General features: G+C 48.2%; 26 protein-coding genes. 17 read left to right on the top strand and 9 right to left on the bottom strand.

All coding sequences use genetic code 11. The features are described from left to right. Window positions 1–3 precede the first annotated feature (3 nt). The gene (locus GWG06_RS06750; protein WP_127038306.1) at window positions 4–573 is read right to left on the bottom strand and encodes an NUMOD4 domain-containing protein; all 570 of its coding nucleotides are present in this window, start codon (window positions 571–573) and stop codon (window positions 4–6) included. A 44-nt stretch (window positions 574–617) separates the two neighbouring features. Then, window positions 618–1685 (bottom strand): tRNA dihydrouridine synthase DusB, encoded by a 1068-nt coding sequence (gene dusB / locus GWG06_RS06745; protein ID WP_127038304.1) that lies wholly within the window; start codon window positions 1683–1685, stop codon window positions 618–620. Between the two features lie 207 nt (window positions 1686–1892). Here dusB and GWG06_RS06740 point away from each other — a divergent pair, with 207 nt between their 5' ends. From GWG06_RS06740 to GWG06_RS06720, 5 genes are all read left to right on the top strand, one after another. Further along, window positions 1893–2840, top strand: a complete 948-nt coding sequence (locus GWG06_RS06740; RefSeq protein ID WP_160712167.1) for a CPBP family intramembrane glutamic endopeptidase — start codon at window positions 1893–1895, stop codon at window positions 2838–2840. A gap of 27 nt (window positions 2841–2867) precedes the next feature. Continuing rightward, a complete protein-coding gene (locus GWG06_RS06735) occupies window positions 2868–3119 on the top strand; it encodes a putative signal transducing protein (protein WP_127038300.1) in 252 nt (83 codons plus the stop codon). A gap of 79 nt (window positions 3120–3198) precedes the next feature. Then, complete coding sequence (locus tag GWG06_RS06730) at window positions 3199–4083, top strand: phosphatidate cytidylyltransferase (protein WP_127038298.1); 885 nt, start codon at window positions 3199–3201, stop codon at window positions 4081–4083. 79 nt (window positions 4084–4162) lie between these two features. Then, complete coding sequence (locus GWG06_RS06725; RefSeq protein ID WP_127038296.1) at window positions 4163–4816, top strand: phosphatidylserine decarboxylase family protein; 654 nt, start codon at window positions 4163–4165, stop codon at window positions 4814–4816. A gap of 25 nt (window positions 4817–4841) precedes the next feature. Further along, on the top strand, window positions 4842–5087 hold the full coding sequence (locus tag GWG06_RS06720) for a hypothetical protein (RefSeq protein ID WP_160712165.1): 246 nt from the start codon (window positions 4842–4844) through the stop codon (window positions 5085–5087). 127 nt (window positions 5088–5214) lie between these two features. Here GWG06_RS06720 and GWG06_RS06715 read toward each other — a convergent pair whose 3' ends face one another. Next, on the bottom strand, window positions 5215–5910 hold the full coding sequence (locus tag GWG06_RS06715; RefSeq protein WP_127037521.1) for a YjjG family noncanonical pyrimidine nucleotidase: 696 nt from the start codon (window positions 5908–5910) through the stop codon (window positions 5215–5217). 95 nt (window positions 5911–6005) lie between these two features. Here GWG06_RS06715 and GWG06_RS06710 point away from each other — a divergent pair, with 95 nt between their 5' ends. The 3 genes from GWG06_RS06710 to GWG06_RS06700 all read left to right on the top strand — a co-directional run bounded on the left by GWG06_RS06710 (window position 6006) and on the right by GWG06_RS06700 (window position 9642). After that, window positions 6006–6707: an SDR family oxidoreductase gene (locus GWG06_RS06710; RefSeq protein ID WP_127037519.1), complete on the top strand. Its 702-nt coding sequence runs from the start codon at window positions 6006–6008 to the stop codon at window positions 6705–6707. Window positions 6708–6916: 209 nt separating this feature from the next. Next, on the top strand, window positions 6917–8854 hold the full coding sequence (locus GWG06_RS06705) for a BatD family protein (protein WP_160712163.1): 1938 nt from the start codon (window positions 6917–6919) through the stop codon (window positions 8852–8854). Window positions 8855–8877: 23 nt separating this feature from the next. Further along, complete coding sequence (locus tag GWG06_RS06700) at window positions 8878–9642, top strand: tetratricopeptide repeat protein (protein WP_160712161.1); 765 nt, start codon at window positions 8878–8880, stop codon at window positions 9640–9642. On the opposite strand, the gene GWG06_RS06695 is transcribed toward GWG06_RS06700, so the two are convergent. From GWG06_RS06695 to GWG06_RS06670, 6 genes are all read right to left on the bottom strand, one after another. Then, complete coding sequence (locus tag GWG06_RS06695) at window positions 9643–10464, bottom strand: sensor histidine kinase (protein ID WP_127037512.1); 822 nt, start codon at window positions 10462–10464, stop codon at window positions 9643–9645. Window positions 10465–10675: 211 nt separating this feature from the next. After that, complete coding sequence (locus GWG06_RS06690; RefSeq protein WP_127037510.1) at window positions 10676–11383, bottom strand: response regulator transcription factor; 708 nt, start codon at window positions 11381–11383, stop codon at window positions 10676–10678. A gap of 62 nt (window positions 11384–11445) precedes the next feature. Further along, window positions 11446–12462, bottom strand: a complete 1017-nt coding sequence (locus tag GWG06_RS06685; protein ID WP_127037508.1) for a sensor histidine kinase — start codon at window positions 12460–12462, stop codon at window positions 11446–11448. Further along, window positions 12462–12968, bottom strand: coding sequence for a gliding motility lipoprotein GldH (locus tag GWG06_RS06680; RefSeq protein WP_160712159.1), 507 nt, complete (start codon window positions 12966–12968; stop codon window positions 12462–12464). The genes GWG06_RS06685 and GWG06_RS06680 overlap by 1 nt, the downstream gene beginning before the upstream one ends. Window positions 12969–12984: 16 nt before the next feature. Beyond that, a complete protein-coding gene (locus GWG06_RS06675; protein ID WP_127037504.1) occupies window positions 12985–13860 on the bottom strand; it encodes a YicC/YloC family endoribonuclease in 876 nt (291 codons plus the stop codon). A gap of 185 nt (window positions 13861–14045) precedes the next feature. Further along, window positions 14046–14615: a pseudouridine synthase gene (locus GWG06_RS06670; RefSeq protein WP_235938181.1), complete on the bottom strand. Its 570-nt coding sequence runs from the start codon at window positions 14613–14615 to the stop codon at window positions 14046–14048. 72 nt (window positions 14616–14687) lie between these two features. Here GWG06_RS06670 and GWG06_RS06665 point away from each other — a divergent pair, with 72 nt between their 5' ends. The 9 genes from GWG06_RS06665 to ccoG all read left to right on the top strand — a co-directional run bounded on the left by GWG06_RS06665 (window position 14688) and on the right by ccoG (window position 24145). Further along, window positions 14688–15398 (top strand): Crp/Fnr family transcriptional regulator, encoded by a 711-nt coding sequence (locus GWG06_RS06665; RefSeq protein WP_127037500.1) that lies wholly within the window; start codon window positions 14688–14690, stop codon window positions 15396–15398. Window positions 15399–15648: 250 nt separating this feature from the next. Continuing rightward, entirely contained in the window at window positions 15649–16203 is a 555-nt protein-coding gene (locus tag GWG06_RS06660) for a hypothetical protein (RefSeq protein ID WP_127037498.1), read from the top strand. Next, complete coding sequence (locus GWG06_RS06655; protein ID WP_160712157.1) at window positions 16203–18641, top strand: heavy metal translocating P-type ATPase; 2439 nt, start codon at window positions 16203–16205, stop codon at window positions 18639–18641. The genes GWG06_RS06660 and GWG06_RS06655 overlap by 1 nt, the downstream gene beginning before the upstream one ends. A 195-nt stretch (window positions 18642–18836) precedes the next feature. Next, window positions 18837–19127: a cupin domain-containing protein gene (locus GWG06_RS06650; protein WP_158631426.1), complete on the top strand. Its 291-nt coding sequence runs from the start codon at window positions 18837–18839 to the stop codon at window positions 19125–19127. A gap of 7 nt (window positions 19128–19134) precedes the next feature. Further along, complete coding sequence (gene ccoS / locus GWG06_RS06645) at window positions 19135–19293, top strand: cbb3-type cytochrome oxidase assembly protein CcoS (RefSeq protein ID WP_127037492.1); 159 nt, start codon at window positions 19135–19137, stop codon at window positions 19291–19293. Between the two features lie 40 nt (window positions 19294–19333). After that, on the top strand, window positions 19334–21481 hold the full coding sequence (gene ccoN, locus GWG06_RS06640; protein ID WP_160712155.1) for a cytochrome-c oxidase, cbb3-type subunit I: 2148 nt from the start codon (window positions 19334–19336) through the stop codon (window positions 21479–21481). Between the two features lie 20 nt (window positions 21482–21501). Then, complete coding sequence (locus tag GWG06_RS06635) at window positions 21502–21681, top strand: CcoQ/FixQ family Cbb3-type cytochrome c oxidase assembly chaperone (RefSeq protein ID WP_127037489.1); 180 nt, start codon at window positions 21502–21504, stop codon at window positions 21679–21681. A gap of 13 nt (window positions 21682–21694) precedes the next feature. Next, window positions 21695–22756 carry a cbb3-type cytochrome c oxidase N-terminal domain-containing protein gene (locus GWG06_RS06630; RefSeq protein WP_160712153.1) on the top strand — a complete coding sequence of 354 codons (1062 nt, stop codon included), beginning with the start codon at window positions 21695–21697 and terminating at the stop codon, window positions 22754–22756. A gap of 3 nt (window positions 22757–22759) precedes the next feature. Then, a complete protein-coding gene (ccoG, locus tag GWG06_RS06625) occupies window positions 22760–24145 on the top strand; it encodes a cytochrome c oxidase accessory protein CcoG (RefSeq protein WP_160712151.1) in 1386 nt (461 codons plus the stop codon). The last annotated feature ends 27 nt before the right edge of the window (window positions 24146–24172 follow it).

Genomic DNA, 24172 nt, shown 5'->3' with positions numbered 1-24172 from the left:
GCTTTAATCCAGTGTTACGTGCGCCCAGTTTTCGCCGCTTTTGATACGGTACAGCTGCATTTCACTGATATCAAACTGTTCGGCGATCTGTTTCATGGTTTTTTTACCGGGCTTATTAAGCAGGCGTTTGATATTCTTCACCTTGCTCACGTTCAGTTTCAGCCCTTTGAGGCGGTTACGCTGCTTTTCCTTGTAAGCGAGTTTCGCCGGGCTGTTTTGCTGATGATCTTCCATTTCCTCTTTGGTGGCCCATTTGAGGTTGCTGGCTTTATTATTCTTTTTGTCGTAGTCGATGTGTATCACATACCTGTGTGCACGTCCCGGCCTTTTACTGAAAAGCTTGGCTACCTCTCGGTGCAGGTAGAGTGACTGGTAGCTGTCGGCAGGTTTTACATTCAAAACCGTATAGCCTTCAACGGTAGAACCCGTGAGCAGCTTACCATCTTCCGTACTTTCATGATAACTGATCACTCTCCCCATGTTGGAAACAGCGTATTTTTTACGCAGGGCAGATTTGTTTTTAATCTGTAAGTCTTTCCAGACTTCGTTTTTCAGATTTTTAATTGTGGTCATGTGAAAGTAATTTTTGTTTTTTGTTTTTCTGGGGGTTAGTCCGTTTATACGTAAACGTTACAACCAGCCATTTCATTATTAGCCGGTGGGTAATTATGTTCAGCTAATGGGGAGGCAGTCCTTTCGAAAATATGATCCTTATATTGTAATACAACCGCGTCCAGTACTTCTTCTATCTCTGCTAATGTCTTGTAAGTTACTAATTGTTGTCTGAATTCTTTGATATGCGGCAGTCCTTTCAGATAATTTGTGTAGTGGCGGCGCATTTCGAGGATTCCAACCACATCGCCTTTCCAGGCAACTGACTGGCGCAGGTGCTTTTTACAAACTTCCACTCTTTCCAAAACAGTTGGAGGCGGCAAATGTTCGCCTGTCTTCATAAAATGCTTTATCTCCCTGAAGATCCACGGATAGCCTATAGCAGCGCGGCCGATCATGACGCCATCCACTCCGTATTTTTGTCTTGCTGCAATGGCCTGCTCCGGCGTACATATGTCACCGTTACCAAAGATAGGAATTTGTATGCGGGGATTGTTCTTAACTTTTCCGATGAGGGTCCAGTCCGCGCTGCCTTTGTACAGCTGCGTACGTGTGCGGCCGTGAATGGTAAGTGCTTTGATACCCACGTCCTGCAGGCGTTCCGCTACTTCTTCAATATTCTTTGAATTATCGTCCCAGCCCAGGCGGGTTTTTACCGTTACCGGCAGCCGGGTGGCTTTCACCACAGCTTCGGTGAGCTTTACCATTTTGGGAATATCTTTCAGGATACCGGCTCCGGCCCCTTTGCAAACTACTTTTTTTACCGGGCAGCCGAAGTTGATATCCAGCAGATCCGGGTTGGTGGCTTCCACAATCTGGGCTGCCATGGCCAGTGGTTCTTCATCTCCGCCGAAAATCTGGATCCCTACCGGTCTTTCATAATCGAAAATATCCAGTTTCTGCCTGCTTTTGATAGCATCACGGATAAGCCCCTCCGAAGAAATAAACTCGGTATACATCAGGTCGGCTCCGTTATCCTTGCATACAGCACGGAATGGCGGATCACTCACATCCTCCATGGGCGCCAGCAACAGCGGGAATTCCCCCAGCTCTATATTTCCTATCTTCACCATAAGTTATAGCCTGCATACAATGCAGCCTCTAGTTATTATTTTAATACTATATATTTATTCTTTTATACAACGGAAGTTTGCAGCTATTTTGCTGACTGGTATCATCTGTAGTGTTCTCCGATATCCGGGCATTATGGAAATGTGCCATATCACTGCAAAACTGAATTTCGTGCTGTAAATTTACGCAAAATAATACAGTATCTATTTATGACCGGTTATCTGAAACAGTCTCCGACATCCCTTCAATTTGTTACCTTCATCGGTTTTTTCATCGGCTTCATGCTGCTCTATATCGTTGCTATGCAGCTGCTGATGGAGCCTCTGACAGGGCATTCCCTCGTGGAACTACAAACCGGCGATTTATCTGATCCTAACCTGCTCGGCTATGTGAAAATTACGCAGTTTTTTTATTCTATCGTTGTTTACTTTGTTCCCGCAGCCATTTTCAGCTATCTGTGGCAGCCTTACCCGTTTCGTTACCTCGGCCTGAAAACCGCGCCCAATGCCTGGCAGCTGCTGCTTTCCGTGATGGCCATGTACAGCGTGTTATGGTTCGCCGGGCTGCTGAACGACTGGAACCAGACCTGGAATGTACCTAAAGAATTCCGCGACATGCAGCAACAGGCGGAAAAACTGGTAACTGCCATGCTCCGCATGCCACGCCTGCAGGACCTTTTCATCAACTTCATACTCGTTGCCATTGTACCGGCCATCGCGGAAGAACTCTTCTTCAGAGGCGTATTACAGCGGCTTGTCATCAAAAGCACCGGCAAGGTGTGGCTCGGCGTGTTTATTACAGCCATCATCTTCAGCGCCATCCACGGCGAAATGCTGGGCTTCCTCGCGCGCGTGGTACTGGGTTTCACCCTCGGCGCCATCTATGTGCTGACCGGCAATCTCTGGCTGTGTATCCTGGCGCATGTGCTCAACAACGGCTCACAGGTGGTAATGATGTATCTTTTTCAGCATGGCCTGATGAAGACAGACCCCACCAAAGACTCCCCCGTAGCCTGGTATATCGGTATACTGAGTGCGGTGGTTACCGTTGGGCTGCTGTGGGCATTACGCCAAAAGTCATCTCCGGAAGATATGACCGACCGCACAATGGCTGCCCGGGAAGAAGCAGACAGGATCGGTATGGATGAAAATCAGTAATTTAACGGAGAGAAAACTGACAATATCATGGAAAAAGACTGGAAAAAAATATTTTCAAGCAACACGCCGTTTGAGGCGGAAATTGTAAAAGGCATGCTGGCAGACAACGGAATTGTTGCGGTTTTACTCAACCGGCAATCATCTTCCTACAATATTACCCTGCCGGGGCTGGTGGAATTGTATGTACACGAGTCTGATGAGGCTGCTGCCAAAGACCTCGTGCATAACCATAATAACCTGCCAACCGGAGATCCCCTGGGAGACCCGGACAATAACTAATCCTTTCCGGGGAGATTTGCTCCTACGGGTAATTTTGTACACTTTTGCGTCACAGAATTATCTAACAGAATTACGCATAATGAAGACATTCTTTACCCGCACGGCCTCTGCGCTGGTGTTTGTGGCAGTCATGCTGGGCGGCATCCTATGGAGTCCCTTTACTTTCTTTCTGCTCTTTTTCCTGATCAGCATTTTTGCCTTACAGGAATTTTATAAACTGATGCGGCTGATAGATGGCGATTACGCCAGCATCCCCAACTGGCACAGATGGGGCGTAGCTATCGCCGGCGGCGCTGTGATGCTGGCCTTTACCGGCAACCACTTTTCTCTCGGAGCTGTGTCTACCGGCTTCATCGGATGGTGGATAGCTATTATCTTCCTGCTGGTATTGCCTTTGGGAGAAATATTGCTGGAAAAGGATTTTGCGCCCAAAAACCTGGGCTACTCCTGTATGGGGCTGCTGTATGCTGTGATTCCATTCAGTCTGCTGACAGATATCCGCTTAAACGCCATCGATATTCACTACACCGCCACCGGTGTAGGTACAGCCCCGGGATGGCTGATCCCATTGCTGCTCATCGTCTTTATCTGGATCAACGATACCATGGCCTACATTGTAGGCTCTCTCATCGGCCGCACGCCTTTCTTCCCGTCCATTTCACCTAAAAAAACCATTGAAGGCACCGTTGGCGGTATGATACTGGCCGTGGCTGCCGCCGGTGTGTACGGTTATTATTTCGGACAGGAAATACTGGCACTGCAACACTGGCTGGTACTGGCGGGTATTGCTGCCATTTTCGGCACCATAGGCGACCTGCTGGAATCCAGACTGAAACGGATGGCCGGCGTAAAAGACTCTGGCCGCATCATGCCGGGCCACGGCGGCTTCCTGGATCGTTTTGACTCCCTGCTGCTGGCAGCGCCCTTCGCCTGGATGTACGTGCATTCTTTTATGATGGGCTAATTTGAAGTACCTTCGTATAATGATTTAACGATTCCGGCACACCGGAACATATATAAACAACTTAACAAATAAAGAAACAATGAAGATCCATCGTGAAGGATTTGCTACCATTTCCCTTGTATTCCTTGTACTGGCATTAGTTAACGGGGCAGTATTCTACTGGCTGGGCCATCTGCCCGCTCTCAGCTGGACAATACTGATCGTTTCCGTACTCTTTTTCCTTTTTATCGTTTCCTTCTTCCGGGTGCCGGCAAGGCAGTACACCACCGGAGATAACCTGGTGATTTCCCCCTGCGATGGTAAAGTAGTAGTGATAGAAGAAGTTACTGAACCGGAATATTTCAAGGATAAACGCCTGCAGGTGTCCATCTTTATGAGCCCTGCCAACGTACACGTAAACAGAAACCCGATGAGCGGGGAAGTGAAGCTGTCCCAGTACCACGCCGGTAAATACCTGGTAGCATGGCATCCTAAATCATCTACAGAAAACGAAAGACACTCCGTAGTGATCGATAACGGTAAAACAGCTATCCTCGTAAGACAGATCGCAGGAGCACTGGCCCGCAGGATTGTCAACTATCTGAAACCAGGTATGCAGGTGAATCAGAACGAAGAGATGGGCTTTATCAAGTTTGGCTCCCGGGTGGATCTGTACCTCCCGATCGGAACAGCAGTGACCGTTCAGCTGGATCAGGTGGTGAAAGGCGGACAGACCGTAATCGCAAAAATCTAGTATCTCAATATCGTAAATGGCTTGTATGAAAAAAGTATTCAGCGCAGCAATTATACTGTTATTCGCCACAGCAGCGGGAGCACAGGAACAACCCAAAGAAAAGGAGAAAGCGGGTCAGGCTACTGCCGCCGCGCAGCCTAAACTTTGCGGTACGCCACATGCAGCCATGCTGGCAAAACAGGATACTGCCATGAAAACTTTAAACGGGAAGAAACGCTGTTGTACCCAACCCTCCCGTACATCCGCCATCAGAGCGAAAAAAACAAAATAGGAATTATTTTATTATTTAGTTATTTGAGATTTAAAATGCAGCGGAACATCAAGCGTAAATAACAATCGCTCCGTGGTCCGCTGCATTATAAATCTCAAATAACCAAATAATAAAATAAATAAATACTTTATAATATTTGTCTGAGTTCTTTCAGATGGCTGATGGTGTAGGTTGGTACAAAATCTACCGGTGGTTTGGCCGGATTGAAATATACCTGATCCATACCTACGCTGTGCGCCCCTTTGATATCCAGTTCCATGGCATCTCCTACCATGATACTTTCCGCCGCAGTAGTGCCCGCCTTAGCGATCGCATAATCAAAAATTTCACGATAGGGCTTGAGACTGCCCGCCACTTCAGAGGTGATGATATGGGTAAAGAAATGCTCGATGCCTGAACTTTTCATTTTCAGCAGCTGAGTTGCCTCAAAGCCGTTGGTAATCATATGCATCGGGTAATTCTTTGCGGCCAGGTACTCCAGCGTTTCCTTCGCTTCCGGGAAAAGGCGCTTCTTTACGGGAAGGATTTCCAGAAAGCCTTCGCTGAGCGACTGACATAATTTCTCATCGCCAATCTTGAAATCCAGCAGGGTCAGGCGGAAGCGCTTGTCGCGCAGATCGTTGCGGGTAATAAATCCTTTGCGGAAGCGATCCCACAACCGTTCGTTGTGATCTACATAAGAAATAGAGAAAGCCTCGAAAGATGGTATGCCTCTGTTCTGCAACTGGTGGGTATTAAACAACTCCAGCAGTGTTTCCTGTTCGTTTGTTTCAAAGTCCCAGAGCGTGTGGTCCAGGTCAAAGAAAAGATGTTTATACTTCATGGCAGCGCAAAGGTACGAAACGGGGAGCAGATGATCGCCGGGCTACCTTTACCATTCAACTAAATTCACTATTTTACCGTTTTAATCAACAAGTTATGAACGCAGTTATAACAGGCGCCAGTAAAGGCATCGGAAAGGCTATAGCAGAAAAACTGGCAGCAGAGGGATTCAATGTAATGATCTGTGCGAGGGGCGCTGCATCACTGGAAGCGGCAAAGGAAGCCATACAGCAGAAAAATCCGGCTGTAACGGTAACGGCTGTATCCGTGGATATGGGCGATAAAGCCCAGGTGCTGGCCTTTGCACAGCAGGTGAAATCCACCTTCGATACTGTTGATATTCTCGTCAATAATGCAGGTATCTTTATCCCGGGCGCCCTTCATGAAGAAGCGGATGGCCTTCTTGAAAAGTTGATGGCGGTAAATGTTTACAGCGCCTATCACCTTACAAGAGCGCTGCTGCCAGCCATGATGGCACGCCGCAGCGGCCACATCTTCAACATGTGCTCTACCGCCAGCCATCATGCCTATCCCAACGGCGGCTCCTACAGTATCACCAAATACGCACTGCTGGGCTTCAGTAAAAACCTGCGCAGGGAACTGACAGGCAACAATATCAGAGTTACCTCCATCAGCCCCGGCCCTACGCTCACTGCTTCCTGGGACGGATTTGAAGCGGCTCCTGACAGAATGATGCCCCCCGAAGATATTGCCGGCGTTGTATGGTCTGCCTGGTCTATGGCTCCGCAAACCGTAGTGGAAGATATTACGCTGAGGCCTATGCTCGGAGATATATAATGTGCAGGTATTACGAATGACGAATGGGAGCGGAGATATAAGCGAAATTCTTACTGCGGTGGCACTGAAAAAAATGTTCCTGCATACTACCCGCCATTCATCATGCGTAATTCATAATTCCCCCCAAATATTAATAATCTTTTAACTAAGTTTTAACGGGTCTTAACACCGCTTTGGGGGCGGCTTTGGTAAATTTGTTGACATTAATTATGAAGGACAGATTTAGTATAAAAAAATATTTTTTCTCCGTTTTGTGTTGTTTACTGGTAGTAGCCTGCGCCCATGCGCAGGAATTCCGGTTTACAACCACTGTGAGCAGTAATACGGTAGCGCAGGATGAACCGTTTCAGATACAGTTTATGCTGGAAAACGGTGTGAATGTTACCAGCTTTAACCCTCCCAGCTTCAAAGATTTCGAAGTATTACAAGGCCCTTCGCAAATGCAGGGGCAGTCTATTTTCAATGGCCGCCGCTCAGAATACATCGCGCTTACCTATGTGCTGCAACCACGGCATGTGGGCAGTTTTACCATTGCAGGCGCGCAGGCAAGGGTAAACGGCAATGTCGTAAAATCTAATCCTGTGCTGATTGAGGTGAGAAAAGGCAGCACCCAGGCGCAGTCGCCCCAGGCCATGCAGCCCGCCACACCGCAACATCGCGGTCAGCAGGGAGGAGAAGACCTCCCCGAAGGCGTACTCAAAAAAGGAGAGGACGTCACCGAAAAATTACGGAAGAATATATTCCTGAAAGTAGAAGTAGATAAGAAAGACCTGTACGAAGGCGATCAGCTAACGGCAACGTATAAACTCTATACCCGCCTGCCTACCAATTCCAGCGTTACCAAAGTACCGGCCTTCAAAGGCTTCTCCGCCAAAGATATTGAACTGCCCAACCCACCCCAGGCTACTGAAGAGCGGGTAAACGGCATCCCTTTCAAAGTATTTACCATCCGCAAAACATTACTCTTCCCTCTGCAGTCCGGCACCCTGGAACTGGACCCCGTGGAAGTGGATAACCAGGTGAGACTTGTGAAGCTGGTGAGCGGCAAACGTAACACCCGCTCCAAAGATCCGTTTGAGGACTTCTTCAACGATCCCGCTTTCAAAGATCCTTTCTTTGATGACTTCTTCAACAGGCCGGAAGTAGAATACCAGGATGTACCGTATAAAATTCAGAGTGCGGCCATCAGCATCAATGTAAAACCGTTGCCGCTGGACAGCCGCCCTGGCAGCTATAATGGCGCAGTAGGGCATTTTAACATGTCTGCCACCGTAGACAAAAACAAACTCAGCACCGACGATGCACTCACCCTTAAAGTGACTATCAGCGGCCAGGGTAACGTAAATCTGCTCAACTCCCCTAAGGTGGAAACACCTTCAGGATTTGAAAAGTACGATCCCAAAATGACCGATGATATTGAGAAAAACAGCAACCCGCTTTCCGGCAGCCGCACCTTCGAATATGTGCTGATGCCGCGGGAAGCAGGTACACACACCATCCCGGCGGTTGAATTCTCCTATTTCGATCCGGTTGCCAACAGCTATAAGACATTGCGCTCAGAGCCTTTCGTGATAAATATCTCACAGGGTAAGCATACCCGTGAAGACAAGCACGACTTTGGCGCAGGCAAGAACGACCTGATAAAACCAGACGGCAGCATCCTCACCTGGACCAGGACCCACGGCTGGTTTATCACCAGCGTATGGTTCTATATATTACTGCTGCTCCCGTTGCTGATAGCTGCGGGTGTTATCTGGTACAAGCGCAGAAAAGATTATAACACCACCAATGCAGCGCTGCTCAAACACCGCTACGCCAACAAGGTAGCGTTGAAAAGACTGGAGCTGGCAGCCCGTTACCTGAAAGAAGGAAAAGATAAATCCTTTTATGAAGAAACCTCCCGCGCTGTATGGGGATACCTGAGCCATAAACTCAAAATTCCGTTTGCTGACCTCAGCAAGCAACTGGTGCAGGAAAAGCTGGCAGCCCGGCAAATCAACGGCAGCAATGCCAGCGACCTGTTTGAACTGATCTCTAACTGTGAGGTGGCCTTATATGCTCCCGCACATGATAACAATAAAATGCAGGGCACTTATGCACAGGCGGTGAATATTATCAGTAACCTGGAAGATGCGTTGAAGAATTAATCAGTATGATGAATCAAAGAATTATGAAAGCTTTTTTTTCTGCCATAACGATGATTGTTTTGCTGATAACCGGTTCGGCGCAGGCGCAGCAGGCCGGCCCGCAACAACGCTTTGATGCGGCCAACAGCCTTTATCAGCAAAGCAAATTCACCGAAGCGGCGGCAGCCTATCAGCAGTTAATTGATGAAGGATACCAGCAAAAATCCCTGTACTTCAATGCAGGCAACGCTTACTATAAGGCCGGAAAAACCGGTGATGCCGTTTACAGCTATGAAAAAGCATTACAACTGGCACCCGGCGATGAAGCCGTCAAACATAATCTTTCCCTCGCCAACCAGAAAGTAAGCGGCTACGTAGAGGAATTACCGTTAGTATTCTTCCAGCAATGGTGGCAGCAGCTGCAGCAGGTACACAAGGCCAACGGCTGGGCGGTGGGCACCGTGGAGCTTTTCTGGCTGCTGGTAGCCGGTATTATGCTCAACAGTTTTCTTCCCGGCTGGAAAAATAAGTTCCTGCGCTGGGGTAACTATGCGCTGGGCACCTTGTGCGCCCTGTACCTCATTATGGCCATTGATACTTACCTGGTAGCCAACAATCACAGCCAGGGTGTTATCATGCACAGTAACATCAAGGTAAAAACAGCACCGGACGATAACAGCAAAGATGCCTTCGAAATACAGGAAGGTATGAAGGTTCAGGTGGCGGATGCTACGAAGGACTACTGTAAAATTTCGCTGGCAGATGGCAAAACCGGCTGGGTAAGCTGCAACTATATCAAACGATTGTAATTATACCGCCAGAGACTGGCGGGCAGGGATGTATTGCATACTGATAGTAAGTCTGTTACCATTGGGGTTCCGCTGCTCGTCGAACAGCTGCTGGGTTTTTATGCTTGCCTGCATATGATATTTTTCACTCATCATATATAATCTTTCCGCTGCAATATCTACCCCGGCAGACTGCCGCCCGGTGGTATCACCGGGTATTTCCGCGAGGGTTCCGTTATCTTCTATTCCGTTATCTTCTATTTGAATAAAAAGCCTGTTTTCTGCTTTTTCAATATTGATGATGAGGCGTCCGCCACCTTGCTGTGGCCGCAACAGAAGCCTGTTCCAGATAGCATACTGCACATAGGGCTGGATAATCAGCGGGGGTATCAGGGTAAACTGCTGGTTAACACCAGGCACCATCCGCACCTGGTAGGTAAACTGGTTATCGAAGCGCAGCTGTTCCAGCTGAATATATAACTCCAGGGCTTCCAGATCTTCCTGCAGCGTTACCCATTCCTTGTTGAAGTTGCCTATCATGAGGCGCATGAGCCGTGCAAACCGGGTCAGGTAAAGCGAGGCCATATCCGTACTTGTTGTAAGGATATAATGGTGAATGGCATTCAGGCTGTTAAAGATAAAATGAGGGTCCATATGTGCCTGAAAAGCATGGAGTTCCAGGTTTATCAATGTATGATGTATGGTTATTTCTTTCGCTGAGGCTCTTTTAATTCTTCTTTCCCGCAGGATAAAAAATGCTACAAGCGCAATGAGACTTAACAAAAAAAATAGCCAGTACTGCCAGCCTGCAGCTAAAACTATTTCATTGTAATGTTGTACCACATTTAATGTTTACAAGGAGATCAACGTGTTCCCGATAAGCACATTAAATATCGGTTAATTAGGTTCGACGGGAAAGTGAGAATTATCTGAAGGCAGGAATTTACAGGCAACCGGGGAGAAAACGCGGAAAACTGGCAGGCCGTCCCATAAAACGGGCAGCTTTCAGTCATCATGCCTGTGGGCATCATCACTGAAAGCCGGCCGCTGTGGATTATTCGGTGAATTTATATCCTACGCCCCTGACGGAGTGGAAGTATTTCGAATTCCGGCTGTCTTCCTCAAAGTATTTACGGAAGTTGAGGATGAAGTTGTCGATGGTACGGGTGGTAGGGTATACGTTATAACCCCATACTACCTGCAGTATTTTTTCGCGGGTCACCACTTCTCCCTTGTTTTCGATGAGCAATTTGAGCAGCATGGCTTCTTTCTTGCTCAGTTCGTAATGTTTGCCGTCTTTTCCGACGCATTCCTGTGCCGCGAAATCGATCGTATTATTGCCAAAGCGGTAGATATTCGGGACGCTGTCTTTATCTTGTATTTTTTTGTTTTTTACGATCAGTTTCTCAACGCGTAGCAGCAGTTCTTCCAGGTTGAAAGGTTTGGTCATATAGTCGTCGCCACCTTTTTTGAGGCCCAGCACGCGGTCGGCGCTGCTGTTTTTGGCGCTCAGAAACAGGATGGGTACTTCATTGTTCTGGATACGGATGTTTTCGCAGACAGCGATACCATCCATTTCCGGTAACATAATATCCAGTATGATCAGATCGAAATATTCATTTTTCACTGCTTTCAGGGCAGCTGTACCGTTTTCCACTGCTGTTACCTCATATCCTTCCAGCTCCAGGTTCAGCTTCAGCGCCTCCTGGAGATTTTCTTCATCCTCCACCAGTAGTATTGATGCCTTAGTCGCTTCCTTCATGTGTTATTGTTTGATTTTACTACAAAACGGCGTCAGGAACAAGCCTGAATCCGTCGTCTAATTTACGCCGTTTGAATGGAATATTCCGGCCATGTTATTTCGAAGCAGGCGCCTGTGGGTAAATTGTCCTTAACTTCTATATAGCCGCCGTGTTGTTCCACAATTTTAGCGGTGAGGAACAGGCCCAGGCCGGAGCCTTTGGCTTTGCGTGTATTTTCATTGCCTACCCGGTAGAACTTCAGGAAGATGCGTTTCCTTTCTTCGGCCGGTATACCGGGGCCTTCATCTTTCACCTGTAATTTAAGCTGACCGTTGCTTTCAAAGAGACTTACGCTGATGTCCGTCTGACGGGGTGCATATTTAACGGCATTTTCCACCAGGTTGTTCACAATAATCTGCAGCATCAGTTTATCACCTTCCATCCACACGTGCGGAGCAATCTCCGCCCGGATGTTATGTGTTCCTATGCGGCCGCACAGTTCTTTCATACTACCTTCCAGCAGGGCGGAGAAGTTCAGCGGCTCCCGGAAGAGCTGGTACTTGTGCGTTTCCAGCTGCGCTGCCAGGAGAATATTATTACAGAGCTGATCCAGGCGGTTTGTTTCACGGATGGTGTTATCAATGAGCTTGGCCTGTTTTTCTTCATCGAGGCGGTGGCGCCGGATGGTTTCCAGGTTGAGCTTGGCAGCTGCAATAGGAGATTTCAGCTCATGTGTAACCGCCATCATAAAATTCTGCTGCTGCCGGCTGAGCTTCATATATTTCCACACTGCGCGGTACACGAAAAGCGCGCCCAGCAGAATGATGCCCAGGAAGATACCTCCTTCTCCGATATATTTGAAAGAGCGCATATGCTCATCCTTATTGATACGCTGCAGCTCCAGCTGATGTTCTACCGGTTGTGCGAGGCTATCAATACGCAGGGAGAGGTTCTGCCGTTCAAAGCGGGTAATCTGTTCGCTTTGTCTGAACAGCAGCACACCCCACCAGATGAGGGCTACGATGGTATATGCCAGTACCAGGAAATAAATGAGGGAGACAGATTTGCCTTCCTGCATTTTGCTGAAAATCTTTTTCATTATGGCCGTTTGCCGGCTTTAGAGATCCGCAAGCCTACATTCATGACATGGGGAAGCGGATTTTGCCGCATGTTTTGTTCAAAAGTAAATTTATAGGTTCCCGGTTTGTTGAAGATAGCGTTGTGCTGGATGGGTACGCGGTGTTCAATGATATCATCGTGTTTAATGATACCACTGGTGCCGGTGCCGCTCCATTTTCCGCTGATATCAGCCAGGGGCAGCTCTACTCTTTGGTCTTTAGGGATACTGTCGCCAGGGTAGGTGGTACCTACCAGCAGCCACATATTACTGTATGGGTAGGCATCTGTATGACGTACATTCACATAAATATCATACAGGCTGGCAGTATCTTCCGGTTGTATGTTTACTTCAAAAGACGGTTTGTAATCGTATGCCCAGTCGTGGCCTGGTATTTCCAGGTTTTTCTCATAGGCATCCATTTTAAGCGGTTTGCAGGCTGCAGCCAGTACCAGTATGCCTGCTGTTACCTGAAATAGTTTTTTCATATGGTGTGCGCCCTTGCTATAAAACATTTAATACTTGTTCTTTGGCTTTTTCCAGCTCATCTTTCATCAGCACCACCCATTGCTGGATACCGGCATCGTTGGCTTTGGAGCCGGTAGTATTGATTTCGCGGCCTATTTCCTGCAACACAAATCCCAGTTTTTTACCTTTGGCAGCATCCGCATCTTTCAGTATCTCCCGGAAGTAGCGGAGGTGATTTTCGAGGCGGGACAGCTCTTCGGAAATATCCAGCTTCTCCAGGTAGAATATGAGTTCCTGTTCCAGCCGGTTGCCGTCTACGTTCTCTTTTCCTACATGTTCTGCCAGCAGGCCTTCCAGGCGCTGGCGGATACGGTCTTTACGCAGGGGATCCAGTTCACGTACCTTGCCGGTATATGTTTCAATATTATCTATACGCTGCATCAGATCAGCTTCCAGCATCAGACCTTCGTCCTGGCGATGCATGTCCAGGTCTGTCAGGGCTGCTTTCAGCGTTTCTTCCACATCCTTCCATTCTTCTTCCGTCATCTGCTCGGTAGCCGGGCTAACTACTTCCGGCAGTTTCATCAGTACGTTGAGGATGTCTCCCTGCGGCACTTCCAGCTGATTGGCCAGCATGGTGATGGACTGATAATAGTATTTAGCCAGGTCTGTATTAATCACGACCGGACGGGTAGCACCATTCTGACGGATATTGATCGTTGCATCCAGCGTACCGCGCTGCAATGTTTGTTGCATCAGCGATCGGATGTCGAACTCATAGGGTTTCAGCAAAGGGGAAAATTTCAGGTTTACCTCAAACTGCTTTCCGTTCAGCGATTTGATCTCAACCACAATACTTGTTTCTCCCTTTGTACTTTCAGCCCTTCCGAAGCCAGTCATTGATTTCAGCATAATAGAAATTTGTAGGTGACAAACCTAGTTAAAATTTAGCATTTTATTATTTACGCCCCTTAATATTTGAGATTTAGTTATTTGAGATTGGGTTATTTGAAATGCAGCGAAGACAGTAGCGGAATATTTAGCTTGTGAATCCGCTGCTGTCTTCGCTGCATTTCAAATAATCAAATCTCAAATAATCAAATAGCCAAATCTTTCAGGGTTTCTGCCCGGCCCAGCTGGCGCATGTCGCCGGGGTTCATGCCGGCGATGGTGAGGTTAGCGATGCGGTAACGGACAAGCCTCAACGTAGGGAAGCCTACGGCGGCAGTCATTTTGCGGACCTGCCTGTTTTTACCTTCGTGTAGTATCATCCGGATCCAGGGCGCCGGAATGCTCTTCCGGAAACGGATAGGCGGATTACGCGGGGGCAGGAACGGCTCTTCGGCAAAGATCTCCGCAAAACAGGGCCTTGTACGGTACGGCTTTCCATCTACGGTAATCTGTACCCCTTCCTGCAACTGGCGGATGGCGGTATTGGTAACGGCCCCGTCTACCTGTACCCAATACTCCCTTTCATGCGCATTCGAAGGTAGCAGCAGCCTGTTATTCAATGACTTGTCATTCGTGAGCAATAACAATCCTTCGCTGTCATAATCAAGACGTCCTACAGGATATACATCCCGCGGTACTTTAAAGTAGTCAGCCAGACAGGATTTATTTCCTTCCGGCGTAAACCTTGTCAGTACTTCATATGGCTTATAAATCACATAATAATTTAGCGACACAACTGCATTTGCTTTGGTTAAGGAGCTGTAAATTAGTAATTTTGCAGATCGATTATGAGTAGTACATTTCAAAATCCTTCATGTCAGCATTGTAAGGACCGCTTTTCGTCTATTTTCTGCAAAGCAGAACAGTGCAATCTGGAACAGATTGACCAGGCAAAAGTGTGTTCCATTTACAAAAAAGGCCAGGTGATCTTCCACGAAGGCGCCTATCCCTTTGGCGTGTACTGCATCAACAACGGTAAAATCAAACTCTCCCACAGTGGCGACGATGGCCGCGAACAGATTATCCGCCTGGTAAAAGCCGGCGATATCATGGGCTACAAGGCGCTGCTGAGCAATGAGCGGTATACTGCTACTGCCACAGCCCTGGAAGACTCTTCTATCTGTTTCATTCCAAAAGACCTGTTCATGAGCATCCTCCAGAAAGATGCCTCCCTTTCTTTTGAAATGATGCGCATCTTATCCAGTGAGCTGCGCAAAGCGGAACTGAAAATCACCCATCTCGCTCAAAAACCCGTACGTGAACGCCTCGCCGAAACGCTGCTGTTCATCAAAGAAACCTACGGCCTCGAAGCCGATAGCCAGACCCTCAACGTACGCCTCTCCCGTGAAGAAATTGCCAACCTCGTTGGTACCGCCACCGAATCCGCCATCCGCCTCCTCTCCGAATTCAAAAAAGACGGCATGATTGAGCTGGAAGGCAAAAAAATCCGCCTCCTCGATATGACGGAGATTATCAGAACGGCCAACCTGCAGGATTAAAAATTAATTACGAATTACGAATTGCGAATTACGAATGTAGAAGCGAAGATCAAAGCGCAGCTCTACGGAGATTCACTATGAAGGATCTTCATAAATCTGCGCTTTGATCTTCGCTTCTACATTCGTAATTCGCAATTCGTAATTCGTAATTTCTCATTTTCCTGACTATTATCATATTCTCCCTTGACACATATCATAGCCACTCTGTGGCCAGGCCGGTACTTTTGTAATATCAAAAATTACCAGCCGCATGTATCCATTTGCTATTATCAATTTTCATGAACTCTCGCCTGCCGCTCTCTGTGATGTTGTTGTAAATAAGTTTCATCAGCCCATTGAGAATATTGCCGATCAGGTGATGGCATGGTTTAACCTGGAAAAACAAGAGGATGTGACCGTGCCTGCCGCAGCAGATCTGCAACAGCTGCTGTTTTCCAGTATACAGGCAGAATGTACTCTCATTATCCGGAAAGAAAACAGCGTGCTGTTTCCTGTAATCAGAAATGCTGCTGTTCATAACAATGGCAAAAAAGCCCTGCAACCTGCGGCCTATGAGAGCATCCGGCAATCATTCCAGAAAATATTACTGCTGCTGCAGAAACTGCGGCAGGTAACAGGCAATTACCTGGTACAGCCACAGTGGAGCAGCGGATATAAAATATGTGTCAGCGATATGTACAGCCTCGAACAACTGCTGTATCAATGGCTGTATATAGAACAGAATATTCTTTATCCCGCGGTGTTGCCTCCCAACACCATTATTATCAGACAGGAAGAATTAATTAACACTGTAAGTATTGACTAATGGCTACTTCATCAGATACCCGGGTACAGGTTGCCTGCTACCATTGTGGAGAAAATTGCACTGACAGGGAAATCACCATCCAGGAAAAAGTTTTTTGCTGTGAAGGCTGCAGGCTGGTATTTGAAATCCTTCACCAGTACGACCTCTGTGAATATTATGACCTGAACTCGAAACCGGGTATCAACCAGCGTATAGCAGTCAGGAAAGATAAATTTTCCTTCCTGGAAGATGAAAAAATACAGCAGCAACTTATCCGGTTCCGGGATGAGGAACAGACACATGTAAACTTCTACATCCCGCATATCCATTGCAGTTCCTGCCTGTATCTGCTGGAAAATCTGCACAAACTGGATAAAGGCGTACTTCGTGTAACCGTTAACTTTAGTAAAAAAGAAGCACTGATTATTTTCGCGCATCGGCAGGTTTCTCTGAGAAGGGTGGCGGAAATACTTACTGCCATTGGTTATGAGCCATATATCAGCCTGCAGGATCTGCAGCACAAAAAGCCACATATCAGACGCAGCATGATCTATCAGCTCGGAGTAGCAGGCTTCTGTTTTGGTAATATCATGCTGCTGAGCTTCCCGGAATATTTTACCGGCAGCGGGCATACCGATGAAGCTATGAACCGCCTGTTCCGCTATATGAATGTGGTACTGGCGCTACCGGTATTTTTCTATAGCGCCCAGGTATTTTTCCGCTCTGCATGGAATGGTATCAGGCATGGATTCCTCAATATAGACGTACCTATTGCCCTCGCTATCCTGGTAACGTTCATCCGTAGTCTGACAGACGTTTTCCAGGGGCAGGCCGGTTACTTTGATTCTATGTCCGGCATTGTCTTTTTTATGCTGATAGGCAGAATATTACAGGATAAAACCTATCAGGGGTTGTCGTTTGACAGGGATTATACCGCCTATTTTCCTATAGCCGTCAGCGTTATGAAAGACGGCAAGGAGGTACCTACTGCGCTGCCGGACATTAAAACCGGTGATACCCTGCTGATTCATAACAATGAGCTGGTACCTGCAGATGGCATCATTGTAAAGGGCAGCGCCCTGATAGACTACAGCTTTGTAACGGGCGAATCCGTACCGGTAGCCAAAGCCATGGGTGAAATCCTCTATGCAGGTGGCCGCCAGCTGGAAGGTAATATAGAGATACTGACAATTAAGGAAGTGGCGCAAAGCTACCTGACCAGTTTGTGGAACCGCGACGAGCTGAAAAACAAGAAAGAAAAACATGTATCCTTTGTACATCTGCTGGGGCAGTACTTTACCTGGGTAGTATTGCTCATTGCTGCTGTCAGCGCCGGATACTGGGCTATGCACGATGTATCGCGCGTATGGCCGGCTGTGACCGCCATTCTCATTATTGCCTGTCCGTGTGCATTATTGCTGGCATCTTCCTTTACCAACGGTCATATTCTCCGTATTCTCAGCAGGCGCCAGCTATACCTGCGCAATGCGCAGGCCATTGAAAATATGGCTAATGCCACACATATTGTATTCGATAAAACAGGAACGCTGACCGGCAAAACCGGTACGGGCGTTATATACTACGGCACTACGCTGACGCCGGTGCAGGAAACCATGATTGCCAGCCTGGCGGCACAGTCCACGCATCCGCTGAGCAAAGCGGTAGTGCAGTATTGCAATGCGGCCTCTCTGCAGACTGTATTTGATTTTCAGCACTTTACAGGGAAGGGCGTCTGTGGCTGGGTGAATGGCATCTTTATTAAACTGGGTAATGCTGCATTCATCGGCGCGCATCAGCAAACGCCGGCCGATGGCAGCGTAGTGTATGTATCCATGAATGAAAAGCTGATGGGATTATTTACTATCCGCAGCAACTACCGGGCGGGCATCCGTTCTTTATTAAAAGAGTTGCAGCAGCATTATCCTATGTCTGTGCTATCAGGCGACAACAGCCGGGAAGCGCTGGCGCTGCGGCAGCTGATGGGGCATGAGACTACACTTCTCTTTGAGCAGCAGCCAGCAGATAAACTCGCTTATATCATCTCCCTGCAACAGCAAGGAAAAAAAGTAATGATGATCGGCGACGGGCTGAATGATGCCGGTGCGCTGAAACAAAGTGATATCGGTATCTCGCTGGCAGAAGACAGCAACAATTTCACACCGGCCAGCGATGGTATCCTGGAAGCGCGGCAGCTACCGTTGTTATTCAGTTTCATACGTTTATGCCAGGCCAACCGGCATATTATCCTTATCAGCTTTGCCTTATCACTGATATATAATATTACAGGACTGTACTTTGCCGTACAAGGCCTGCTATCTCCGCTGGTAGCGGCTATTCTGATGCCGGCCAGCTCTGTCAGCATTGTGCTGATCACATGGCTGCTGAGCGAGCACCATGGCAAGATGCTTGACAGCAAAGGAATACAGGAGATGCCTGATAAAAATCATATTCCGGATTGAGTTATATCATTGCAGTGCCCGCAGGGTACTGCTACCTTTGCTACGAACACAATACACACAGTGAAATCTTAAAAGCACCAGTATTTAAGCCCGGATTGAAATGGGCGTACAGGCAGTCTGAAAGCGGCTGCCTGTGCGCAACGGGCGAGGCATGTCTGTTAGCTTTTATTGTAATGAACCACAATAGTTATGCTGATGAAAAACATGAATGTACTGCAGGAAGAAGGGAATAACAAAGTAAAGAGCTGCACGGTATTCAGGACGAAACGTTTCAATGCCAGCCTGGTGATCATGCAGCAGGGGCAGCAGATTCCGCCGCACACCTCTCCTGCGGACGCTATGGTGCTGGTAGTAGAAGGAAAGATCGCCTTCATGCTCAACGAAGAAGTTACGGTGCTGGAAAAGGGTGACGTACTCACTTTCCACGCCAATGAAATACATGCATTACAGGCCCTGGAAACAGCCAGGTTCCTGCTCATTAAATAACAACAACATGAGCGTCATTATTCTCTTGCTCGGTGCAAGTCTTACTGTTGCGGCAGGCTTCCTTATAGCCTTTATCTGGTCGGTAAAAAACGGTCAGTTTGAAGATGATTTTTCACCCGCACACCGGATGCTGTTTGAAGATCGTAAAGATAACAGTAAGGACTAAACGTAATTCCAACATCTATTAAGCAACAATAAACAGCAATATGTCACTCGAGAAATTTTATTACGACAACCGCACGGTAAAATGGTTTGCCTATGCCTGTGTGTTCTGGGGCCTTATAGGTATGCTTGCCGGGCTATGGGCAGCGCTTACACTGGTATTGCCCGAACTTAACCTGGGCTATGCACCTACTACATTCGGGCGTTTGCGCCCGGTGCATACCAACGCCGTCATATTTGCCTTTGTCGGCAATGGTATTTTCATGGGCGTGTATTACTCCCTGCAGCGGTTATGCAAGGCCCGCATGTTCAGTGATTTGCTGAGTAAAATTCACTTCTGGGGCTGGCAGGCTATCATCGCCGGCGGCGCACTCACCTTATTCATGGGTTATACCACCGGTAAGGAATACGCAGAGCTGGAATGGCCGTTCGATATTGCTATTACCCTGATATGGGTGGTATTTGGCGCCAATATGCTGGGAACCATCCTGCGCCGCAGGGAGTCCCATCTGTATGTGGCTATCTGGTTTTACATCGGCACCTGGGTGGCAATTGCCATGTTGCATATCATCAACTCCTTTGAATACCCGCTGGCGCTGTTCAAGAGCTACAGCTGGTACGCCGGTGTACAGGATGCACTGGTACAGTGGTGGTACGGCCATAATGCTGTGGCCTTCTTCCTGACAACGCCCTACCTCGGCCTGATGTATTATTTTGTACCCAAAGCGGCGAACCGGCCGGTATATTCTTATCGCTGGTCTATCATCCACTTCTGGTCTTTAATATTTATCTACATCTGGGCAGGCCCTCACCACCTGTTATATACGGCACTACCCGAATGGGCGCAGTCCCTGGGTACTGTATTCAGTATCATGCTGATAGCGCCTTCCTGGGGAGGTATGCTCAACGGGCTGCTGACGCTGCGCGGCGCATGGGACCGCGTAAGGGAAGACGCCATCCTGAAATTCTTTGTGGTAGCGCTCACCTGTTATGGCATGGCTACTTTCGAAGGACCTATGTTATCCCTCAAAAATGTAAATGCGATCAGCCACTATACTGACTGGACTATTGCCCACGTACACGTCGGCGCACTGGGATGGAACGGATTCCTCACTTTTGGTATCCTCTACTGGCTGATTCCGAGAATATTTTCCACACAGCTTTACTCCCGCAAATGGGCCAATACCCACTTCTGGATCGGTACCCTGGGTATTATCTTTTATGTGATCCCGCTGTATTGGGCCGCCTTTACACAAAGTATGATGTGGAAACAGTTTACCGAAGAAGGACAGCTGAAATATCAGTTCCTGGAAACAGTGACCACGATAGTACCGATGTATGCGCTGCGCGCCTTCGGCGGACTCCTCTACGTGAGCGGATTGGGACTGATGATTGTGAACCTCTGGAAAACGATCCGCCGCGGTTCCTTTGTAGCCAACGAAGCAACAGAAGCCGCACCGCTGCCCAAGGTAATCACTACCCACGGTAAAGCACACTGGCATAACTGGATTGAACGCAGACCTATACAGCTGGTCGTATTCAGCCTGCTGATAGTAGCCATTGGCGGTATCCTCGAAATGGTGCCCACCTTCCTGATAAAAAGTAATATTCCGACTATCAGCAGCGTAAAACCTTATACGCCGCTTGAATTGCATGGCCGGGACATCTACATCAGGGAAGGATGCTATACCTGTCACTCTCAGATGATACGTCCGTTCCGCGATGAGGTAGCCCGCTACGGCGAATACTCCAAAGCCGGCGAATTCATTTACGATCATCCGTTCCAGTGGGGTTCCAAACGTACAGGTCCGGATCTGGCCAGAATAGGTGGTAAGTATCCTGACAGCTGGCACTATAACCATATGCTGGACCCCGGATCTATGTCTCCCGGTTCTATCATGCCGCCATACCCCTGGCTGTTTACTGACCGCATCGATAAAAGTAAAACGCCCGCTATGATCAATGTGATGCGTAAGCTGGGAGTACCTTATCCTGCAGGTTATGAAACTCAGGCAACGGCAGATCTGGAAAAGCAGGCCGGCGCCATCAGTGAAACACTGGCAAAAGATAAGCTGCCCGTGAAGGCAGACAGAGAAATTGTAGCGCTCATTGCCTACCTGCAGCGTATGGGTAAGGATATTAAACTGGCGCCTGAAAAGGCTCCGGAGGCAACTACCCAGGCAGATTTTTAATCACTATAAATGTATCGATCATGAAGTTCATTAATTACCTGGAATCTATTGCCGGTGTAAGCATCTACCCGCTGGCATCGCTGCTGATCTTCACCATATTCTTTACGGTGGCCTCTATGTGGGCATTCAGCGCCAGCAAAAAAATGATGGATCATGTAAGCCGTATCCCATTAGATAATGACGATACCCAAAGCCTATAAAAGTTTACAAGGTATGAACAGGAAGTTTTTATATACGCTCAGTTTTATTTTATGCAGCGCGCCCGCCTGGGCCAATGGCCCGGAGCCTCCGTCAGAACTGACAGACCCGGTAGCGCTGGTATTGCTCACGGTAATTATAGGGTTGTTGCTGGCTATCGGTATACTGGGCAATGCCGTCATCGGAGCTATGGATATTTTCCGGGAGAAGATAAAGAAAGAATCCGGTAAGATGCTGGCGGTGGGTAGCATGATCGCGTTAACGCTGTTGAGCGGCAGTGCTTTTGCCGGGGAGGCCACACCAGCCGCCAGTCCTTATTTCTCCCGGCTGTCGCCCACCTCTTTTTATGTGCTGCTGTCTGTCATTGTGCTGGAGCTGGCGGTAATCATCTCCCTGCTGTTTGTGTTACGCTTTCTGGCAGGTATCAAACGGAAGCGCAAACCGAAGAAAGAGCCGGCGCCCGGCAAACCGCGCATCACCTTCATGGAGCGGATGAATAAAACCCGTACCCTGGATGCCGCTTCCGAATCAGAGGAAGACATGGGCCATAACTTCGACGGTATCCGCGAACTGAATAACCCAACGCCTCCGTGGTGGAAGTGGGGATTCATTTTCAGTGTATGCTTCGGCGTTATTTATTTCTGGCGCACGGAAATTTCCCACTCTGCTCCCAACCAGCTACAGGAGCTGCAGATGGCGGAAGAAAAAGCCGCAGTTGCCAAAGCGGAATTTCTGAAAAATGCCGCCAATAATATCGATGAAAATAATGTGAAACTGCTGGAAGATCCCAATGACCTGGCTGCCGGGCAGAAGATGTTTATCTCCAGCTGTGCACCTTGTCATGGTCCGCAAGGGCAGGGGGTGGTAGGTCCGAACTTATGCGACGACTACTGGCTGCATGGCGGCAAGATCAATGAGGTTTTCAAAACAATCAAATACGGTGTTCCGGATAAAGGTATGAAGGCCTGGCAGGAAGATTTTTCACCGAAGCAGCTGGCTCAGCTGGCCAGCTTCATCAAATCCATCCATGGCAGTAATCCGCCTAATCCAAAGGAACCACAGGGAGCAAAAGAATAAGTCATGTCCAACAGCACATTCAGAGATAGTATAGCCACAGTTGATAAGCAGGGAAAGCGTAACTGGATATTTGCCCAGCGGCCGAAAGGTCGCTGGTACAATCTCCGCAGCTTTGTCAGCCTTTTTTATTTTAGTGTTTTTTTCAGCCTGCCGTTTATCTCCATAAATGGCAGGCCATTATTCCTGCTGAATATTACGGAAGGAAAATTTATACTGTTTGGCGCTATCTTCTGGCCACAGGACTTCTTCATCTTCGGGCTGGCGATGGTGGCCTTTATTCTTTTCATTGTGCTGTTCACCATGGCTTTCGGCCGGCTCTTCTGCGGCTGGATGTGTCCGCAGACCATCTTCATGGAAATGCTGTTCCGCCGCATTGAATACTGGATTGAAGGCGATGCCGCCGCTCAGCGCGTGCTGGCAAAACAACCCTGGAATACGGATAAGATTATCCGGAAAACCTCCAAACATCTTATCTTTTACGCCCTTTCCTTTCTTATCGCCAACATATTTCTGGCCTATATCATCGGGGCAAAAGCCCTGCAACAGATCATTACTGATCCTTTATCCCGGCATACCGGCGGATTTATCGCCATCCTTATCTTCTCAGGCGTGTTTTACGGGGTGTTCGCCTTCCTGCGGGAACAGGTGTGCACAATAGTATGCCCGTACGGCCGTTTGCAGGGGGTATTGCTCGATAAAAACTCTCTGCTGGTAGCATATGACTACCAGCGGGGAGAACCGCGTGGCAGGTTCCGTAAAGATGAATCCCGTGCATTGGGGGATTGTATTGACTGCGCCCAGTGCGTGAAGGTATGTCCTACCGGCATAGATATACGTAACGGTACCCAGCTGGAATGCACCAACTGTACCGCCTGCATAGATGCCTGCGACCGCATGATGGAAAAAACCGGACGCCCGAAAGGGCTCATACGCTATGCATCTGAAAACGGCATCGCCAAGAAGGAACCATTCCATTTCACTACCCGCCTGAAAATATATGCCGGCATATTAACCCTCCTGCTGGGTATCATCACCTTTATGCTCATGAGCCGCAAACCGGTGAGCGGCACCGTGATGCGCACGGCTGGTATGCTGTACCAGGAACGTGGCACAGACAGCCTTACCAATTTATACCGCATTAAGCTGATTAACAAAACAACTACGCCCATACCGCTGGTGCTGAAGCTGGAAGACGAAGCCGGGAAAATAGAAATGGTAGGTCATTCCACCATTACAGTGAAGGCAGAAGGACAGGGAGAAGGCGCCTTTTTCATTGTGATGCCCCGCAACGCACTGCATAACCGCAAGTCAGCATTGCAGATCGGCATCTATCAGGATAACAAAAGAATTGCCGGCATGCGCACCACCTTCTTAGGACCAGTGCAGTAGACAGGCAGCCATATTCATCACCTAACA

The sequence above is a fragment of the Chitinophaga solisilvae genome (assembly GCF_009928525.1).
Classification (GTDB): Bacteria; Bacteroidota; Bacteroidia; order Chitinophagales; family Chitinophagaceae; genus Chitinophaga; species Chitinophaga solisilvae.
The sequence above is the reverse complement of the archived record's forward strand: the minus strand, read 5'-3'. Positions and strand labels throughout refer to the sequence as shown.

What these genes read in the sequence shown, in the direction of transcription:
- GWG06_RS06660 (WP_127037498.1), top strand. Translation starts at nt 15,649, where the DNA reads ATGTATCCATTTGCTATTATCAATTTTCATGAACTCTCGCCTGCCGCT.
- dusB (WP_127038304.1), bottom strand. Translation starts at nt 1,685, where the DNA reads ATGGTGAAGATAGGAAATATAGAGCTGGGGGAATTCCCGCTGTTGCTG.
- GWG06_RS06685 (WP_127037508.1), bottom strand. Translation starts at nt 12,462, where the DNA reads ATGAAAAAGATTTTCAGCAAAATGCAGGAAGGCAAATCTGTCTCCCTC.
- GWG06_RS06720 (WP_160712165.1), top strand. Translation starts at nt 4,842, where the DNA reads ATGAAAAAAGTATTCAGCGCAGCAATTATACTGTTATTCGCCACAGCA.
- GWG06_RS06725 (WP_127038296.1), top strand. Translation starts at nt 4,163, where the DNA reads ATGAAGATCCATCGTGAAGGATTTGCTACCATTTCCCTTGTATTCCTT.
- GWG06_RS06630 (WP_160712153.1), top strand. Translation starts at nt 21,695, where the DNA reads ATGAACAGGAAGTTTTTATATACGCTCAGTTTTATTTTATGCAGCGCG.
- GWG06_RS06735 (WP_127038300.1), top strand. Translation starts at nt 2,868, where the DNA reads ATGGAAAAAGACTGGAAAAAAATATTTTCAAGCAACACGCCGTTTGAG.
- GWG06_RS06715 (WP_127037521.1), bottom strand. Translation starts at nt 5,910, where the DNA reads ATGAAGTATAAACATCTTTTCTTTGACCTGGACCACACGCTCTGGGAC.
- ccoN (WP_160712155.1), top strand. Translation starts at nt 19,334, where the DNA reads ATGTCACTCGAGAAATTTTATTACGACAACCGCACGGTAAAATGGTTT.
- GWG06_RS06740 (WP_160712167.1), top strand. Translation starts at nt 1,893, where the DNA reads ATGACCGGTTATCTGAAACAGTCTCCGACATCCCTTCAATTTGTTACC.
- ccoS (WP_127037492.1), top strand. Translation starts at nt 19,135, where the DNA reads ATGAGCGTCATTATTCTCTTGCTCGGTGCAAGTCTTACTGTTGCGGCA.
- ccoG (WP_160712151.1), top strand. Translation starts at nt 22,760, where the DNA reads ATGTCCAACAGCACATTCAGAGATAGTATAGCCACAGTTGATAAGCAG.
- GWG06_RS06675 (WP_127037504.1), bottom strand. Translation starts at nt 13,860, where the DNA reads ATGCTGAAATCAATGACTGGCTTCGGAAGGGCTGAAAGTACAAAGGGA.
- GWG06_RS06700 (WP_160712161.1), top strand. Translation starts at nt 8,878, where the DNA reads ATGAAAGCTTTTTTTTCTGCCATAACGATGATTGTTTTGCTGATAACC.
- GWG06_RS06665 (WP_127037500.1), top strand. Translation starts at nt 14,688, where the DNA reads ATGAGTAGTACATTTCAAAATCCTTCATGTCAGCATTGTAAGGACCGC.
- GWG06_RS06650 (WP_158631426.1), top strand. Translation starts at nt 18,837, where the DNA reads ATGAAAAACATGAATGTACTGCAGGAAGAAGGGAATAACAAAGTAAAG.
- GWG06_RS06750 (WP_127038306.1), bottom strand. Translation starts at nt 573, where the DNA reads ATGACCACAATTAAAAATCTGAAAAACGAAGTCTGGAAAGACTTACAG.
- GWG06_RS06710 (WP_127037519.1), top strand. Translation starts at nt 6,006, where the DNA reads ATGAACGCAGTTATAACAGGCGCCAGTAAAGGCATCGGAAAGGCTATA.
- GWG06_RS06690 (WP_127037510.1), bottom strand. Translation starts at nt 11,383, where the DNA reads ATGAAGGAAGCGACTAAGGCATCAATACTACTGGTGGAGGATGAAGAA.
- GWG06_RS06655 (WP_160712157.1), top strand. Translation starts at nt 16,203, where the DNA reads ATGGCTACTTCATCAGATACCCGGGTACAGGTTGCCTGCTACCATTGT.
- GWG06_RS06635 (WP_127037489.1), top strand. Translation starts at nt 21,502, where the DNA reads ATGAAGTTCATTAATTACCTGGAATCTATTGCCGGTGTAAGCATCTAC.
- GWG06_RS06705 (WP_160712163.1), top strand. Translation starts at nt 6,917, where the DNA reads ATGAAGGACAGATTTAGTATAAAAAAATATTTTTTCTCCGTTTTGTGT.
- GWG06_RS06730 (WP_127038298.1), top strand. Translation starts at nt 3,199, where the DNA reads ATGAAGACATTCTTTACCCGCACGGCCTCTGCGCTGGTGTTTGTGGCA.
- GWG06_RS06680 (WP_160712159.1), bottom strand. Translation starts at nt 12,968, where the DNA reads ATGAAAAAACTATTTCAGGTAACAGCAGGCATACTGGTACTGGCTGCA.